The 16,814-nt window shown below is 74.2% G+C and carries 13 protein-coding genes; all 13 read left to right on the top strand.

Features of this window, described 5'->3' with window-relative positions:
- Positions 1-15 precede the first annotated feature (15 nt).
- From ACZ407_RS23730 to ACZ407_RS23670, 13 genes are read left to right on the top strand one after another with little or no spacing between them, the layout of a single operon-like run.
- Positions 16-2,220 (top strand): bi-domain-containing oxidoreductase, encoded by a 2,205-nt coding sequence (locus tag ACZ407_RS23730; RefSeq protein WP_468131367.1) that lies wholly within the window; start codon positions 16-18, stop codon positions 2,218-2,220.
- Positions 2,217-4,178: a heparinase II/III family protein gene (locus ACZ407_RS23725; RefSeq protein WP_468131365.1), complete on the top strand. Its 1,962-nt coding sequence runs from the start codon at positions 2,217-2,219 to the stop codon at positions 4,176-4,178. The genes ACZ407_RS23730 and ACZ407_RS23725 overlap by 4 nt, the downstream gene beginning before the upstream one ends.
- 11 nt (positions 4,179-4,189) lie before the next feature.
- On the top strand, positions 4,190-5,743 hold the full coding sequence (locus ACZ407_RS23720) for a right-handed parallel beta-helix repeat-containing protein (RefSeq protein ID WP_468131363.1): 1,554 nt from the start codon (positions 4,190-4,192) through the stop codon (positions 5,741-5,743).
- A 1-nt stretch (position 5,744) separates the two neighbouring features.
- Complete coding sequence (locus ACZ407_RS23715) at positions 5,745-7,046, top strand: O-antigen ligase domain-containing protein (RefSeq protein ID WP_468131361.1); 1,302 nt, start codon at positions 5,745-5,747, stop codon at positions 7,044-7,046.
- A gap of 7 nt (positions 7,047-7,053) precedes the next feature.
- Positions 7,054-8,325 (top strand): glycosyltransferase, encoded by a 1,272-nt coding sequence (locus ACZ407_RS23710; protein ID WP_468131359.1) that lies wholly within the window; start codon positions 7,054-7,056, stop codon positions 8,323-8,325.
- On the top strand, positions 8,326-9,561 hold the full coding sequence (locus tag ACZ407_RS23705) for a class I SAM-dependent methyltransferase (RefSeq protein ID WP_468131357.1): 1,236 nt from the start codon (positions 8,326-8,328) through the stop codon (positions 9,559-9,561). It abuts the gene before it with no gap.
- Positions 9,558-10,352 carry a sugar phosphate nucleotidyltransferase gene (locus tag ACZ407_RS23700; RefSeq protein ID WP_468131355.1) on the top strand — a complete coding sequence of 265 codons (795 nt, stop codon included), beginning with the start codon at positions 9,558-9,560 and terminating at the stop codon, positions 10,350-10,352. The genes ACZ407_RS23705 and ACZ407_RS23700 overlap by 4 nt, the downstream gene beginning before the upstream one ends.
- Positions 10,349-10,996, top strand: coding sequence for a PIG-L deacetylase family protein (locus tag ACZ407_RS23695; RefSeq protein ID WP_468131353.1), 648 nt, complete (start codon positions 10,349-10,351; stop codon positions 10,994-10,996). The genes ACZ407_RS23700 and ACZ407_RS23695 overlap by 4 nt, the downstream gene beginning before the upstream one ends.
- Before the next feature lie 3 nt (positions 10,997-10,999).
- On the top strand, positions 11,000-12,025 hold the full coding sequence (locus tag ACZ407_RS23690; RefSeq protein WP_468131351.1) for an NAD-dependent epimerase/dehydratase family protein: 1,026 nt from the start codon (positions 11,000-11,002) through the stop codon (positions 12,023-12,025).
- 17 nt (positions 12,026-12,042) lie between these two features.
- On the top strand, positions 12,043-13,296 hold the full coding sequence (locus ACZ407_RS23685; protein ID WP_468131349.1) for a DUF4910 domain-containing protein: 1,254 nt from the start codon (positions 12,043-12,045) through the stop codon (positions 13,294-13,296).
- Entirely contained in the window at positions 13,293-14,603 is a 1,311-nt protein-coding gene (locus tag ACZ407_RS23680; RefSeq protein WP_468131347.1) for a hypothetical protein, read from the top strand. The genes ACZ407_RS23685 and ACZ407_RS23680 overlap by 4 nt, the downstream gene beginning before the upstream one ends.
- A complete protein-coding gene (locus ACZ407_RS23675; RefSeq protein ID WP_468131345.1) occupies positions 14,600-15,547 on the top strand; it encodes a glycosyltransferase family 2 protein in 948 nt (315 codons plus the stop codon). The genes ACZ407_RS23680 and ACZ407_RS23675 overlap by 4 nt, the downstream gene beginning before the upstream one ends.
- Positions 15,544-16,809, top strand: a complete 1,266-nt coding sequence (locus ACZ407_RS23670; RefSeq protein ID WP_468131343.1) for a polysaccharide pyruvyl transferase family protein — start codon at positions 15,544-15,546, stop codon at positions 16,807-16,809. The genes ACZ407_RS23675 and ACZ407_RS23670 overlap by 4 nt, the downstream gene beginning before the upstream one ends.
- The last annotated feature ends 5 nt before the right edge of the window (positions 16,810-16,814 follow it).

The raw sequence follows: 16,814 nt of genomic DNA, 5'->3' as shown, positions 1-16,814 counted from the left end.
TTCGGAGGAGTTCGGGTGAAGCAGGTCGTGCAGAACTACAAGAGCGGCGAGTTGGCGGTGCTCGACGTGCCGGTGCCGGGGTGCAAGCCGGGGGGCGTGCTGGTGCGCACCGCGTACTCGCTGATCTCCACGGGGACCGAGCTCATGAAGGTGTCCGAGGCGGGCATGTCGATGCTGGGCAAGGCCCGCTCCCGGCCGGACCAGGTGGCGAAGGTCGTGCAGAGCGTGGCCGCCAACGGGCTGGCCGCCACCTACCGCAAGGTCAACAGCCAGTTGGACTCCTACACTCCGCTGGGCTACTCGCTGTGCGGGGTGGTCGAGCAGGTCGGTGCCGGGATCGACGACGTGGCGGTCGGGGACCTCGTGGCCTGCGCGGGCAACGAGCACGCGCTGCACGCCGAGCTGAACTGGGTGCCGAAGAACCTGTACACCCCGGTGCCGGAGGGCCTCGACCCGCGGCACGCGGCCTTCGGGACCGTCGGTTCGATCGCGTTGCAGGGGGTGCGCCAGGGCGGGCCGCAGCTCGGCGAGGTGGCGCTGGTCATCGGCCTGGGACTGATCGGGCAGCTGGTGGCCCAGCTGCTCACCGCCTCGGGGGTGCAGGTGGTCGGGGCGGACCCCGATCCGGCGCGCTGCGAGCTCGCGGTCCGGCTGGGCGCCGCGGCGGCCGGGGATCCCGGGTCCGCGGCGGTGGAGTCCGCGGTCGCCGAGCTCACCTGCGGGCACGGCGCGGACCAGGTGTACCTGGCGGCCGGCGGCGGCAGCAACGAGCCCGTCGAGCTGGCCGCCCGGCTGGCCCGGGACCGGGGCCGGGTCGTGGACATCGGCAAGTGCCGCCTGGACCTGCCGTGGAACGCGTACTACGAGAAGGAGCTCGACGTCCGGTTCTCCCGCAGCTACGGGCCCGGGCGCTACGACCCGGAGTACGAGCTCGACGGGCGGGACTACCCGATCGGCTACGTGCGGTGGACCGAGCGCCGGAACCTGGCGTGCTTCCTGGGGCTCGTGGCCCGCGGCAAGGTGGACGTGGACCCGCTGATCTCGCACATCGCGGACTTCGACGACGCCGTGAAGACGTACCAGCGGCTGAAGGACGGCGAGTTGAAGGCCGTGGCCGTGCTGTTCCGCTATCCCGACCGGGCGGGGGACGGGGAGGCGGCGGCCCCGGCGGTGACGGTGCCGGCGGTCCGGCGCGGGGAGGCGGGGCCGTCCGCGGCCGCCCGGCCGGTGCGGGCCCGGTCCGGCGGCGCGCCGGTGCGGCTGGCGTTCGTCGGCGCGGGGAACTACGCGAGCTCGATGCTGCTTCCGCACCTGGTGCGGCGCGAGGGGGTCGAGCTGTCCGCGGTCGTGACCACCACGGCGCTGTCCGCGGCCAATGCGCAGCGGAAGTTCGGCTTCGCCGAGGCGACCACCGATCTCGACGCCGTGCTCGGGGACCCCTCCGTCGACGCGGTGTTCGTGGTGACCCGGCACAGCTCGCACGCCGAGCTGACCCGCAGGGCGCTGCTGGCCGGCAAGGCGGTGTTCGTGGAGAAGCCGCTGGCGCTCACCGAGGAGGAGCTGGCGGGGGTGCTCGCCGCGGTGGAGGAGTCCGGGAACGACCGGATCCAGGTGGGCTTCAACCGCCGCTTCGCCCCGCTGCTGCGCGAGGCCGGGAAGCGGTTCGGGGACCGCAGCGGCCCGGCGAACCTGCGCTACCTGGTCAACGCGGGCCGGCTCGGGCACGGCAGCTGGTACCTGCGGCAGGACACCGAGGGCTCGCGGTTCGCCGGCGAGGGCGGCCACTTCATCGACACGGCGAGCTGGCTGCTCGGCGCCGACCCGGTGTCGGTGTACGCGGTCGCCCCGGCCGGGAACGAGGACCTGCACGTCGTGCTGCGCTACCCGGACGGCTCCACCGCCGCCATCGGGTACGTCACCACCGGCGCGCCCGGTTTCCCGAAGGAGACGCTGGACCTCGTGGCGGACGGCAGGGTGCTGAAGTTCGACGACTTCGTCCGCGCCTCCGTGTACGGCCGCAAGCGGTGGGTCAGCTCGCGGCTCCCGCAGGCCCGGGACAAGGGCCAGGCCGCCGAACTGGCCGCGTTCGTCAGGGCCGTGCGCACCGGCGGGCCGATGCCGGTGCCGCTGGAGTCGCTGGTCGCCACCACCTCGGCCACCCTCGCCGTGCAGGCCAGTCTGGCCGGCGGGGCCCCGGTGACGCTGGCGGGGACCCGATGACGATGAGCGCGGGGTGGTACCTGCGGCGGCTGTCCCGGATGGGGCCGCAGGAGGTCGGCGGCCGGCTGGGCGACGCGCTGCGCAGACGCCGGTGGCGGAAGGCGCCGCCGGAGTGCCCTGCGGTGGCCGGGGCCCGGTTCACCGCCGTGCTGCCCGCCCGGGCGGTGGGCGCCGTCTCCCCGGACGCCGCGAAGCGGCTGGTGGCCGAGGCGGACCGGCTGATGGCCGGACGGGCCGGGTTCTTCGGGGTGGTCCGCGAGGACATGGCCGACCCGGACTGGTGGTTCGACCCGAAGACCGGGCGGCGGGCGGGGCCCGGGTACGCCTTCGACGTGCCGTACCGGGACGAGGCGGCGGTCGGGGACATCAAGCAGATCTGGGAGCCCTCCCGGCACCAGTACCTCACCGTGCTCGCCGCCGCGTACGCGGTCACCGGGAACGACCGGTACGCGGAGCGCGTGGCGGAGCACCTGCGGTCGTGGTGGGCGGCCAACCCGCCGCTGCGCGGGGTGCACTGGATCAGCGGGATCGAGCTGGGGATCCGGCTGCTGTCCTGGGTGTGGATCCGACGGCTGCTCGACGGCTGGGCGGGCGCGGCCGAACTGTTCGAGGAGGATCCGGTGGCGCGCAGCCAGATCTGGCACCACCAGCGGTGGCTGGCGGCCTTCCCCAGCCGGGGGTCCTCGGCGAACAACCACGTCATCGCCGAGACCGCCGGGCAGTTCGCCGCGGCCTGTGCGTTCGACTGGTTCCCCGCCTCGGCGCGCTGGCGGGCCGACGGGCTGCGGTCGCTGGAGCGGCACCTGCGGAGCAACACCTTCGGCTCCGGCCTCAACCGCGAACTGGCCACCGAGTACCACGGGCTGGTGCTGGAGCTCGGCCTGGCCGCGCTGGCCGAGGCGGATGCCGCCGGTGTGCCGGTGCCCGCGACGGTCCGGCTGGTGCTGCTGCGGATGACCGATGCCCTCGCGGCGGTCGTGGACGGGCGGCTGCGGCCGCCGCGGCAGGGGGACGCGGACGACGGGCACGGCCTGGTCCTGGACGGTGCGGGCACCGACCGCTGGGGCTCGCTGCTGGCCACCGGAGAGGCCGTGTTCGGCCGGCTCCCCTGGTGGCCGGAGGTGTCCGGCTCCGATGTGCGCACCCCGCTGCTGGCCGCGCTGGTCCGGCCGTACGGGAAGCCCGGGACGGTGCCGGCCGTGACCCGGCCGGCCGCCCGGCCGGCCCACTTCGCCGACGCGGGGCTCACCCTGCTGCGCGGTCCGGAGGAGATCTGGGTCCGCTGCGACGGCGGTCCGCACGGGTTCCTGTCCATTGCGGCGCACGCCCACGCGGACGCGCTGTCGGTCGAGGTCCGGCACGACGGGGTGGACGTGCTCGCCGATCCGGGGACGTACTGCTACCACGGGCAGCCCGGCTGGCGGCAGTACTTCCGCTCGACCGTCGGCCACAACACCCTCGAAGTGGACGGCGCGGACCAGTCCGTGTCCGGGGGGCCGTTCCTGTGGGTCCGGCACGCCCGCAGCCGGGTACTGGTCGCGGATCCGGCCGGGGCGGGCACGGCCCGCTGGTGCGCCGAGCACGACGGCTACCGGGGCTCGGTGCACCGGCGCCGGGTGGAGCTGGCCGCCGCGCGCCGGGAGCTGCGGGTGGTGGACGAGGTGCACGGGGGCCCGCTGCGGGCGGTGCGCCTGGCGTTCCACCTCGGCCCGGCCGTCACCGCGGAACTGGCGGGGAACCGGGCGGTGCTCACCTGGACCCGGGACGGCGAGGACCGCTCTGCGGTGCTGGACCTGCCCGGGGAGCTGTCCTGGCGGGCCCACCGCGGGGAGAGCAACCCGCCGCTGGGCTGGTACTCCCCCGGCTTCGGGCGCAAGGAGCCGGCGACGACGCTGCTCGGCAGCGGGTTCGCCGACGGCACGGCGGAGTTCACGACCGTGCTCGGGTTCGAGGGCTAGGGGGTGGTGGCGTGCTGATCACGAGGAGGCGGGGCGCGCTGCTGCCCGCGGCCCCGCTGGTGGCGGTCCTGCTGGCCGCGGCGGGCTGTACGGTCACGCCGAGTGCCGGGGCGGGGCCGTCCCGCGGGTCGTCCGCCGCGGGGGCCTCCGCCGCCTCCGGGGCGCCCACCGCGGCCCGGGTGTGCTCCCGGCCCGCGGCCGGGCCCTCGAAGGCTCCGGCGGGAGCGGTGGTGGTGGACCCCGCCGTGGTCGGGGACCTGGCCGCCAAGACCAAGAGCAGCCCGCCGCACACCACGTTCTGGCTCCTGCCGGGCACCCACCGGCTCGAACCGGACCGGTACGCCCAGGTGATCCCCAAGGAGGGGAACAGCTACGTGGGCGCGCCGGGCGCTGTGCTCGACGGCCGGAAGACCAACCAGTACGCGTTCGGCGGCCAGGCCGGGCAGGTCTCGATCCGGCACCTGACGGTGCAGGGCTTCGTCGCCCCGCAGAACGAGGGCGTGGTCAACCACGACTCGGCCGACGGGTGGGTGGTCGAGCACGCCACCATCCGGGACAACTCCGGTGCCGGGCTGATGGCCGGGGCCCGCCAGCAGGTCCGGTCCAGCTGCCTGCGCGGCAACGGCCAGTACGGGCTGAACGCGTACAAGTCCGGCGGGCCGGTCCGCGGACTGCTGGTCGAGGGCAACGAGATCACGGGGAACAACACCGGCGACTGGGAGCGGCGCAAGCCGGGCTGCGGCTGCACCGGGGGCGTCAAGTTCTGGGCGGTCGACGGCGCGGACGTGCGCGGCAACTGGGTGCACGACAACCGCGGGCCGGGCCTGTGGGCGGACACCAACAACAACGACTTCCGCATCGAGGACAACCTGCTGGAGGGCAACGACGGCGCCGCGCTCATCTACGAGGCCGGCTACAACGCGGTCATCCGGAAGAACACGATGCGGCGGAACAACTGGGTGGAGGGCCGCCGGAAGGCCGACAGCGGGGACACCTTCCCCTTCGCGACCCTCTACCTGTCCGAAGCGGGCGGGGAGCCTCGGATCAAGGCCCGCACGGACCGCATCGAGGTCTACGGGAACCTGCTGGAGAACAACTGGTCCGGGATCACCCTGTGGGAGAACGCGGACCGGTTCTGCAACAGCCCGGCCAACACCTCCTCCGGGGACTGCACGCTGATGGTGAAGGACACCGGCCGCTGCGCCCAGCCGGGGATCTCCGCTCCGCCGCTGTTCGCCGACTGCCGGTGGAGGACCCGGCGGGTGGACATCCACGACAACCGCTTCGTGCTGGACACGTCCGTCGTCGGGTGCGCGGTCAAGTGCGGGCGCATGGCGGTCCTGGCCAACTACGGCACGTACCCGGACTGGTCCCCGTACAAGGGCGACGGGGTGGCCGAGGCGATCACCCACAAGCAGCAGAACCGCTGGCACGACAACGTGTACGTCGGGCCGTGGAGCTTCCTCGCCCACGACCCGAGCCGGGAGCTCGACTTCGGTCAGTGGCAGGCCGCCCCGTACCGGCAGGACGCGGGCAGCACCTTCCAGCCGCAGGCCGGGGGCTGAGATGGGACGGAACCTGATGCGCGAGGGGATACCCGGGGGGCCGGACACCGCGGGGCCGGAGCGGTCCGGGCCGGCACCGCGCCCGTCCGGGACGCCCGCGGCGGTCGGGATCGTGTGGGGGCTGCTGATCCTCAACACCCTCGGCTCCACCGGCGCGAAGACGGTCGTCCCGCTGCCCCGCTCGCTCATCCAGATGGTCACGATGGGCTCGCTGGTCGCCGCGTTCGCGCTGGCCCTCGCCCTCAACCTGCGGCTGCGCGTCCGGGCCAGCGCCTTCCTGTTCCTGCTCTCCCTGCTGCTGGTGCCGAGCGTGATCGCCAGCGTGAACCTGGAGTCCGGGTTCGGCGCGCTGTTCCGCTGCACCCGGCTGGGGCTGTTCATCGGCACGCTGTGGCTGCTCAGCCGCTGGTGGGACGGCGGTCCGGGGTTCGTCCGGCACCACATAAGGCTGTACTTCGCGGTGCTGGCCTCGGTGGCCGCGGGCCTGCTGGTCTCGCCGGGTGCGGCCATGCCCGACCTGTACGGCGGCCGGCTGGTCGGCGCCCTGTGGCCGCTGACCCCGCCGCAGATCGGCCAGTACGCAGCGGTGATCACCGGGCTCTCGGTGCTGCTCCTGCTGGGCCGGCAGACCGACCGGCGCAGTGCGGCGCTCGTCATCGGGCCGGCGCTGGTGCTGCTCGCCCTGACCCACACCCGTACGGCCACCCTCGGCCTGCTCGCCGGGCTGGGGCTGGCGATCGGCTCGCTCGTCCTGACCAGCGCCGCCGCCCGCCGGTTCTTCACCTGGGCGGCGCTGACCGCCGTGGTGGCCCTGGTGGTGTTCAGCTCCGCGCTCCAGGCGTGGTTCCTGCGCGGCCAGAGCAAGGAGAACTTCTCCAGCCTCACCGGCCGGGCCAAGGTCTGGGACGCGCTGCTGGCCGCTCCCCGGAGCACCTCGGAGCAGCTGTTCGGCACGGGCCTGGGCGACAAGTCCTTCGGCGGGCTGCCGATCGACAACAGCTGGCTGGCCGTCTACAACGAGCAGGGGCTGGCCGGCACGGTGATCGTGGGAGCGGTCCTCGTCGTGCTGAGCGCGGTCGCGCTGCTGCGCCCGCCGTCGCTCCCGAGGGCCTGCGCGATCTTCCTGATCAGCTACTGCTCGATCGCCTCGTACACCGAGGCCGGGCTCGGCGACGCCTCGCCGTACCTGCTGCACCTGACCGTGGCCGCCTCGCTGCTGGCGGCGCCCGCGGCGGCCGCGGCCCTTCCGGCGCCCGGCCCGCTCGATCCCACGGACCCCCACGGCCCCGGACACGGGAGGTGACCTGAGCATGCACGTACTCGTGGTGCACAACCGCTACGCCTCGGCGCAGCCGAGCGGGGAGAACAACGTGGTCGACCAGGAGGTGGGGCTGCTGCGCGCGGCCGGCCACCGGGTCGGCGTGTTCGAGCGGCGCAGCGACGACATCGGCTCCCTGTCCCTGCTCGGCAAGGCGGCGCTGCCGCTGCTGGTGCCGTGGAACCCGGCGGTCCGCAGGGAGCTCGCCGCCCGGCTGCGCGCCGAACGGCCGGACGTGGTGCACGTCCACAACGTCTTCCCGCTGCTGTCGCCCGCGGTGCTGGCGGCCTGCGCCGACGCCGGGGTGCCGGTGGTGGCCACCCTGCACAACTACACCCAGGTCTGCCCGCCGGGCACGCTCCAGCGGGACGGACGGCCGTGCACCGCGTGCGTCGGGTCGGCTCCGCTGCCCGCCGTCCGGCACGGCTGCTACCGCGGCTCGCGGCTGGCGACGGTGCCGCTCGCGGTCAGCCTGTCGGTCAACCGGCGCCGGTGGTGGTCGGGGGTGGAGCGGTTCTTCTGCATCTCGGCGGCGCAGCGCGAGGTCCTGGTGGACTCGGGCATGCCGGCCGAGCGGCTGGCGGTGAAGCACAACTTCGTGCCCGACCCGGGCGCCGGCCGGGAGGGTGCCGGTGAGCACCTGCTCTATCTCGGCCGGCTCGCGGAGGCCAAGGGCGTACGGCTGCTCATGGCCGCGTGGGACGAGCTCGCCGCGGGCGGCGGTGCGGGCGTGCCGCTGGTGATCGCCGGGTCGGGGCCGCTGGAGCGGGAGGTGACCGCCTGGGCGGCGGGCCGGCCGGACGTGCGGTACGTCGGCCTGTACGACCCGGCGCAGTGCCGGGAGGCGGTGGCGCGGTCGGTGGCGGTGGTGGCTCCTTCGACCTGGCTGGAGGCGTTCGGCCTGGTGGTCGTGGAGGCGATGGCGGCCGGGGTCCCGGCCGTGGCCGCCGGTCACGGCGCGTTCGTGGAGCTCGTCGAGGACGGGGTGACCGGCCTGCTGCACCGGCCGGGCGATGCCGCCTCGCTCGCGGACGCCCTGCGCCGGGTCACGGCCGAGCCGGCCCGGAACCGGGAGATGGGGCGGGCGGCCCGGGGCCGCTACGCGCAGGGGTTCAGCCCGGAGGTCGGGCTGGAGCGCCTGGTGGAGGGGTACCGCGCCGCGATCGAGGCGCGGTCCGGCGGCGCGGAGGGAGCGCCGCCGGTGGACAACGGACACACTGGCCCGCTGCGGGGCTCCCGCGCGGGCAGGGATGGGGGGCTGTAGATGACACGATGCCGACTGTGCGGCTCGGCGGCTCTGGCGAGCGTCGTCGACCTGGGGGCGACCCCGCCGTGCGAGAGCTTCCTCGCGGCGGAGGCGCTGGACCTGCCGGAGCCGGCGTACCCGCTGCACCTGCGGGTGTGCACCGACTGCTGGCTGGCGCAGATCCCGCCGCTGATCACGCCGGAGGAGACGTTCACGGAGTACGCGTACTTCTCCTCCTATTCGACCTCGTGGGTGGAGCACGCGCGCAGGTTCGTGGCGGGGGCCGTGGACCGGCTGGGGCTCGGCAGCGAGTCCTTCGTGGTCGAGGTGGCGAGCAACGACGGGTACCTGCTGCGGCACATGGTGGACCGGGGGATCCGCTGCCTGGGCATCGAACCGTCGGTGAACGTCGGCGCCGCCGCCCGCGACGCGGGGGTGCCCACGCTCACGGCCTTCCTGGAGCCCGGCACCGGCGCGGCCGTCCGCGCCGAGCACGGCCCGGCGGACCTGGTCGTCGCCAACAACGTGTACGCGCACATCCCCGACGTGGTCGGGTTCACGCGCGGGCTGCGCGCCCTGGTGGCCGACGACGGCTGGGTCTCGATCGAGGTGCAGCACCTGCTGACCCTGATCGAGGAGAACCAGTACGACACGATCTACCACGAGCACTTCCAGTACTACACGGTCGCCTCGGCGATCCGGGCCCTGGCGAGCGGCGGACTCACGCTGGTGGACGTGGAGCTGCTGCCCACGCACGGCGGTTCGATCCGGCTGTGGGCCCGGCCGGCCGCGGCGGCCGGGGAGCCCTCGCAGCGGGTGGCCGAGGTGCTGGACCGGGAGAAGGCGGCGGGGCTGCAGGAGCTGTCCGGGTACACCCAGTTCTCCGCACGGGTGGCCAAGGTGCGCCGGGACCTCCTGCGCTTCCTGATCGAGGCGGCCGAGCGGGGCGAGACGGTCGTCGGCTACGGCGCCCCCGGGAAGGGCAACACCCTGCTCAACCACTGCGGCATCCGGCCCGACCTGCTCGCGTACACGGTCGACCGGAACCCGTACAAGCACGGACGGTTCACCCCGGGCACGCGGATCCCGATCCTGCCGCCCGAGCAGATCGCCGCCGACAAGCCGGACTACGTGCTCGTCCTGCCGTGGAACCTGCGGGAGGAGCTGGCCGAGCAGCTGGCGTTCGTGCACGACTGGGGCGGCCGCCTGGTCTTTCCCATCCCGGAACTGAGCATTGTCGAGGTCGAGGCATGAAGGTCGTCCTGTTCTGCGGCGGTTACGGGCTGCGGATGCGCAGCGGATCCGCCGACGACATCCCCAAGCCGATGGCGATGGTCGGTCCGCGGCCGCTGATCTGGCACGTCATGCGCTACTACGCGCACTTCGGGCACAAGGAGTTCATCCTGTGCCTGGGCTACGGGGCCCATCACATCAAGGAGTTCTTCCTCAACTACGAGGAGACCACGTCCAACGACTTCGTCCTGCGGGGCGGGCGTGCGGAGCTGCTGTCCACGGACATAGCCGACTGGACGATCACGTTCGCGCAGACGGGCCTGGAGTCGCCCATCGGCGAGCGGCTGCGGCGGGTGCGGCACCACCTGGACGGGGACGAGATGTTCCTCGCCAACTACGCCGACGTGCTCACCGACGCCCCGCTGCCGGAGATGATCGACCGGTTCGCGCAGCAGGACGCCGGGGCCTCGATGATGGTGGTGCCGCCGCAGTCCTCGTTCCACTGCGTGGAGCTGGGGCAGGACGGCCTGGTGGGCGGGATCACCCCGGTGAGCGACCTGCCGCTGTGGGAGAACGGCGGCTACTTCGTGCTCCGCCAGGAGGTCTTCGACCACATCCCGGAGAACGGGGACCTGGTCGGGGACGGGTGCGTGCAGCTCGCCAAGCAGGGGCGGCTGGTGGCGCACCGGCACCGCGGGTTCTGGAAGCCGACCGACACGGTGAAGGAGCGGGCCTCGCTCGACGCCGCCTACGCCGCGGGCGACCGCCCCTGGGCCGTGTGGGAGCGCGGCACCGGAACGGGGAACCCGTGATCGGGCTCGGGGCCGGGCCCCTGGACCGGCTGGTCGCGGTCGGGGCGCACTGCGACGACATCGCCATCGGCGCGGGCGGCACCCTGCTGACCCTGTGCCGGGCGCGGCCGGGCATCCGGATCGACGCCCTGGTGCTCTCGGGCGGCGGGAGCGAGCGGGAGGCGGAGGAGCAGGCCGCGCTCGCCGCGTTCTGCCCGGGCGCCGACCTGCGGCTGACCGTGCTCAAGCTGCCGGACGGCCGGCTGCCCACGCACTGGGACGAGGCCAAGGAGGCGGTCGAGGAGCTGCGCGGCCAGACCGATCCGGACCTCGTGCTGGCACCGCGCACCGACGACGCGCACCAGGACCACCGGGGCCTGGCGAAGCTGGTGACCACCGCCTTCCGCGACCACCTGGTGCTCCGCTACGAGATCGCCAAGTGGGACGGGGATCTGGGCCGCCCGTCGGCCTACCAGCCGCTGTCCCCTGAGGTCGCCGAGGACAAGGTGCGGCTGCTGCAGGAGCACTACCCCTCGCAGCGGCACCGGCCCTGGTACGACCGGGAGGCCTTCCTGGGCCTCGCACGGATCCGCGGCATCGAATGCCACGCCCGCTATGCCGAGGCGTTCGCCGTCGCCAAACTCACTCTGAATCTGGGGGGATGAACCTTGCGCGTACTGCTGACCGGTCACCAGGGGTACCTGGGCACCGTGATGGCCCCGGTCCTCGCGGCCGCCGGGCACGAGGTCGTCGGACTGGACTCCGGCCTGTTCGCCGACTGCGTGCTGGGCCCGGCACCCGCCGACCCGGCGGGGCACCGGGTGGACCTGCGGGACGTCACGGCCGAGCACGTGGCGGGGGTGGACGCGGTGATCCACCTGGCCGCGCTCTCCAACGACCCGCTGGGCTCCCTGGCGCCCGAGCTCACGTACGACATCAACCACCACGCCTCCGTACGGCTGGCCCGGCTGGCCCGGGAGGCCGGGGTGCGGCGCTTCCTGTACGCCTCGACCTGCTCGGTGTACGGGGCCGCCGGCGGTGGCGACCTGGTCGCCGAGGACGCCCCGCTGCGCCCGGTGACCCCGTACGCGGAGTCCAAGGTGCGGGTGGAGGACGACCTGCACGACCTGGCCGACGGGGACTTCAGCCCGGTCTACATGCGCAACGCGACCGCGTTCGGGTACTCGCCGCGGCTGCGCGCCGACATCGTGCTGAACAACCTGGTGGGGCACGCCCTCCTGTCCGGGGAGGTGCTCGTGCTCTCCGACGGCACCCCCTGGCGTCCGCTGGTGCACGCCGCCGACATCGCCCGGGCCTTCGCGGCGGCGCTGACCGCACCCCGCGAGGCGGTGCACGACGAGGCGTTCAACATCGGCAGCGAGACCAACAACGTCACGGTGGCCGAGATCGCCGGGCAGGTCGCCGAGGCGGTGTCGGGGGCGAAGGTGGTGATCACCGGGGAGACCGGCGCCGACCCGCGCTCGTACCGGGTGGACTTCTCGCGGTTCCGCGCCGCGGTGCCCGGCTTCGACTGCGAGTGGACGGTGAAGCAGGGCGCGCTGGAACTCGCCGACGCCTACCGCGCACACGGGCTGGTCCGGGAGGACTTCGACCGGCGTTTCACCCGCCTGGCCGTGCTGCGCGCGGCATCGGAGGCCGGCACCGTCGACGAGACCCTGCGGCGGCGCCGGTGACGGCGCCCGGGGAGGACATGCACGCGCTGGTGGAGCGGCTGTACCCGCTGTGCCGGAGCATCACCGGCGACGGGGTGCGCGCCACCCTGGACGTCATCGGGGAGTACGTCCCGCTGCAGGTGCACGAGGTGCCGACCGGGACGCAGGTGCTCGACTGGACGGTGCCGCAGGAGTGGAACATCCGGGACGCGTACATCGCGGACTCCGCCGGCAACCGGGTGGTCGACTTCGCCGCGTCCAGCCTGCACGTGCTCGGCTACAGCGTGCCGGTCTCGGCGACCATGCCGCTGTCCGAGCTGCGCGCACACCTGCACACCCTGCCGGAGCACCCGTCGTGGGTGCCGTACCGCACCAGCTACTACACCCCGGCGTGGGGCTTCTGCCTGGCCCAGGAGACCCTGGACGCGATGCCGGACGGCGCGTACGAGGTGCACATCGACTCCACGCTCGCCGACGGCCACCTCACCTACGCCGAGCACGTGGTCCCCGGGCAGGTCCCCGAGGAAGTGCTCGTCTCCTGCCACGTCTGCCACCCGTCCCTGGCCAACGACAACCTGGCCGGGATCGCGGTGGCGACGTACCTGGCCCGGGCGCTGGCGGAGGGAACCCCGTACTACACCTACCGGTTCCTGTTCGCTCCCGGCACCATCGGGGCGATCACCTGGCTCGCGCGGAACCGGGAGCGGGTGGCGCGGGTCGAACACGGGCTGGTGCTGGCCTGCGCGGGCGACCGGGGCCGTCTGACGTACAAGCAGAGCCGGCGCGGTGACGCGGAGATCGACCGGGTGCTGCAGCACGTGCTGTCCGTCTCCGGACGCCCGCACCGCATTGCCGAGTTCACGCCGTACGGCTACGACGAGCGGCAGTTCTGCTCGCCCGGGTTCGACCTGGGGGTGGGCTCGCTCAGCCGGACCCCGTACGCCGGCTACCCCGAGTACCACACCTCCGCCGACAACCCGGACTTCGTCTCCGCCGAGGCGATGGCGGACACCCTCGCCGTGTGCCGCGAGGCCTTCGCCGTGCTGGACCGCAACCGGCGCTACCTCAACCTCAGTCCGTACGGGGAACCGCAGCTGGGCCGGCGGGGACTGTACGAGTCGCTCGGCGGCCGCAGCGACGCGAAGCAGGCCCAGATGGCGATGCTCTGGGTGCTCAGCCTCTCCGACGGCGGGCACAGCCTGCTGGACGTGGCCGAGCGCTCGGGGCTGCCGTTCGACACCGTCGCCGCGGCGGCCGACGCCCTGCTCGGCGCCGGACTGATCAAGGCATGACGCCGGTGACCGCCGAAGGGGGGAAGGAGGCGGCTGCGGCCGGGGCCGCGGGGCGGACGGCGAAGCGGGCCCTCGTCGGGCGGCTGTCCTGGGGACTGGCCGACCAGGCGGCGTCCAGCGTGAGCAACTTCGCGGTGGGCGTCTACGTGGCCCGCTCGCTCGGGGTGACCGCGTTCGGCGTGTTCAGCCTCGCCTGGGTGACGTACGGAGTCGTGCTCAACGTCTCCCGCGGGCTGGCCACCGATCCGCTCGTGGTGCGCTTCAGCGGGGTGTCCGACGCGTCCTGGCGCGGGGCGGTGGCCCGCTCGACGGGTACCGCCCTCGGCGTCGGGGCGGCCCTCGCCGCCGTCTGCCTGGCGGCCGGGCTCGCCCTGGGCGGCCGCGTGGGACCCGCCTTCTGCGCCCTGGGCGTCGTGCTGCCGGGCCTGCTGCTGCAGGACGCCTGGCGGTTCTCGTTCTTCGCCGCGGGCGCCGGCCGGAAGGCCTTCGCCAACGACGTCGTGTGGGGCGTCGCGCTCGTCCCGGCCATGGTGGTGGCGGCCCACGCGGGCAGCGTGGCCGCGTTCGTGCTCGCCTGGGGCGCCTCGGCCACGGTGGCCGCGGGGTACGGCTGCGCGCAGTCCGGCATCCTGCCGCGGCCGGGCGGGGCGCCCGGCTGGCTCCGCGAGCAGCGCGACCTCGGCTACCGGTACCTGGTCGAGAACGTCAGCCTCGGCGGGGCGAGCCAGCTGCGGGCGTACGGGCTCGGCGCGATCGCGGGGGTCGGCGCGGTGGGCGCGGTGCGGGGCGCCGAGCTCCTGCTCGGCCCGTTCCTCGCCGTGCTGATGGGCCTTTCGCTGGTCACCGTCCCGGAGGCGGCACGGGTCCTGCGGCAGGCCCCGCAGCGGCTGGGCAGGTTCTGCCTCCTGCTCGGCGGCGGGCAGGCCGCCGGGGCGCTGCTGTGGGGCGCGGCCCTGCTGCCGGTGCCGGACCGGTTCGGCGAGCCGGTGCTCGGCGGGGTCTGGCACTCCGCCTCGGAGCTCATCGTGCCGGTCGCCCTCGGCGTCGCGGGGGCGGGGCTCGGCACCGGTGCGGCGGCCGGGCTGCGGGCGCTCGGAGCGGCCCGGCGCAGCCTGCGCTGCCAGCTGTTCGCCTCCGCCTGCTACGTGGGCGGCGGGCTGGGCGGGGCGGCCGCGGCCGGCACGGTCGGCTCGGCCTGGGGCGTGGCCGCGGCGACCGTCGGCGGCTCGGCCGTCTGGTGGCTGCAGCTGCGCTCCGCCCTGCGGGAGCACCAACTGGAAACGATCCGTGAAGTGAGGACACCATGACCGCCCAACCCCGGTTGAGCATCGGCCTGCCCGTGTACAACGGCGAGGAGTACCTCGCCGAGTCGCTCGACGCCCTGCTCGGCCAGACCTACGAGGACTTCGAGCTGGTCATCTCCGACAACGCCTCGACCGACGGGACCCAGGACATCTGCCGCAAGTACGCCGCGCGGGACTCGCGCATCCGGTACCTGCGGCTGGCCCGGAACATCGGCGCCTCCCCCAACCACAACCACGTCTTCGACGAGTGCCGCGGCGAGCTCTTCAAGTGGGCCTCGCACGACGACCTGTACGCCCGGGACCTCCTCAAGCGCTGCGTGGAGGTGCTGGACGAGCGGCCGGAGGTGATCGTCGCGCACGCCGACCAGGCGGTCATCGACGGCACGGGCCGGGTGACGGTCCCGTACGAGTACACGCTGGCCACCGCCTCCCCGAGGGCCCCGGAGCGCTTCCGCAGCCTGCTGTTCGAGCCCGGCGGGGACGACTTCTACGGGGTGGTGCGGGCCGATGTGCTGCGCCGGGTGAAACCGCTCGGCAGCTACCACCACGCGGACCGCACGTTCGTCGCCGAACTCGCCCTGCTCGGGCCCTTCCACCAGGTGCCGGAGCTGCTGTACTTCCGCCGGGACCACCCCACCCGCGCCGAGCGGGCCAACCCGTCCAAGCGCTCCCGGTGCGTCAACCTGGACCCGGTGCGGGCCGGTCTGCTGCACCCGACGCCCCGGCTGCTCGCCGAGTACCTGTGGGGGTTCGCCTCGGCGGTCCGGCGGGTGCCGCTGTCCGCCGCCGACCGGCGCGCCTGCCACCGCCACCTGGCCGCCTGGCTGGCCAGCCGGGTCCGGCCGGGCGCCGGCGAGCGGGTCGAGGACCGCGCCCCGGTCGATCCGGCCCAGCTCACCGTCTCCGTCGACGCCCTCGTCGCCGGCCGCGAGGGGAGGACGGGATGAGGAGGGCACCCGGAAACCCGGTGCGCGTCGGGGTGTTCGGCCTGCTCGGCTCCGGCAACCTGGGCAACGACGGCTCGCTGGAGGCGGTGCTCGGCTACCTCCGCGCCCAGCACCCGGAGGCCGTCGTGGACGCGCTGTGCGGCGGGCCCGAGGCCGTTTCGGCCCGGTTCGGGATCCCCGCGACCCGGCTGCACTGGTACCGCGGGGAGTACCGGACCGCCTCGCGGGCGGGTTCCGTCGCGGCGAAGGGACTCGGCAAGCTGGTCGACGCCGTCCGCACCGCCGCCTGGGTGCGCCGGCACGACGTGGTGATCGTGCCGGGCATGGGCGTCCTGGAGGCCACCCTGCCGCTGCGGCCGTGGGGCTTCCCGTACGCCCTGTTCCTGCTCTGCGCGTCCGGCCGGCTGACCGGCACCCGGGTCGCGCTGGTCAGCGTGGGCGCGGCCGCGATCGGCAGCCGGCCGACCCGCGCCCTGGTGCGCTGGTCGGCGCGGCTCGCGGCGTACCGCTCGTACCGGGACGACCCGTCCCGGGACGCGATGCGGGCGATGGGCGTGGACACCTCGCGCGACGAGGTCTATCCGGACCTCGCCTTCGCCCTGCCGACGCCGCCGGCGGCCGGACCCGGCGCGGACCCGGCCCCCGGGGGGCCCGTCTGCGTGGGGGTGATGGCCTTCCACGGCGGCAACGACGACCGGGCCCGGGCCGAGGAGATCCACCGGCGCTACCTGGACGGGACGATCCGGTTCGTCCGCACGCTGGTCGGGGAAGGACGGCCGGTCCGGCTGCTCACCGGGGACGAGGTGGACGCGCCGGTGGTCGGGGCGATCCTGGAGGCCGTGGACTCTCCGCTGGTCACCGCGGCCGCGACCGCCTCGCTGGACGACCTGATGAAGGAGATGGCGGCGGTGGGCACGGCGGTGGCCGTCCGGTACCACAACCTGATCTCCGCGCTGAAGGTCGGCACGCCGACGCTGGCCGTCGGCTACGCGGCGAAGAGCGACGCGCTCATGGACCGGATGGGTCTGGGCGCGTACTGCCATCCGGCGCGCGCCGTGGACGCCGACCGGCTGCTCGCGCAGTTCCGCGAACTGGAGCTGCGGGCGGCCGAGCTGCGCCGGACCCTCGCCGAACGGAACCGGCTCGCCGCCTTGCAGGTCGAGGAGCAGTTCGCCGCCTTGAACGCGGCCCTGTTCCCGGCGGTCGCGGCCGGCCGCGACCGGAACCACACGCACACCCAGGCCCTGCGGGAGACCCCATGAATCCG

The organism is Streptomyces sp. NPDC030809 (genome assembly GCF_055572195.1).
Note: the sequence above shows the minus strand (reverse complement) of the source record. Positions and strands in the feature narration are given on the sequence as shown.

Coding starts and splice junctions, on each gene's coding strand:
- ACZ407_RS23675 (WP_468131345.1), top strand. CDS start 14,600: ATGACCGCCCAACCCCGGTTGAGCATCGGCCTGCCCGTGTACAACGGC.
- ACZ407_RS23705 (WP_468131357.1), top strand. CDS start 8,326: ATGACACGATGCCGACTGTGCGGCTCGGCGGCTCTGGCGAGCGTCGTC.
- ACZ407_RS23685 (WP_468131349.1), top strand. CDS start 12,043: ATGCACGCGCTGGTGGAGCGGCTGTACCCGCTGTGCCGGAGCATCACC.
- ACZ407_RS23715 (WP_468131361.1), top strand. CDS start 5,745: ATGGGACGGAACCTGATGCGCGAGGGGATACCCGGGGGGCCGGACACC.
- ACZ407_RS23710 (WP_468131359.1), top strand. CDS start 7,054: ATGCACGTACTCGTGGTGCACAACCGCTACGCCTCGGCGCAGCCGAGC.
- ACZ407_RS23725 (WP_468131365.1), top strand. CDS start 2,217: ATGACGATGAGCGCGGGGTGGTACCTGCGGCGGCTGTCCCGGATGGGG.
- ACZ407_RS23670 (WP_468131343.1), top strand. CDS start 15,544: ATGAGGAGGGCACCCGGAAACCCGGTGCGCGTCGGGGTGTTCGGCCTG.
- ACZ407_RS23700 (WP_468131355.1), top strand. CDS start 9,558: ATGAAGGTCGTCCTGTTCTGCGGCGGTTACGGGCTGCGGATGCGCAGC.
- ACZ407_RS23680 (WP_468131347.1), top strand. CDS start 13,293: ATGACGCCGGTGACCGCCGAAGGGGGGAAGGAGGCGGCTGCGGCCGGG.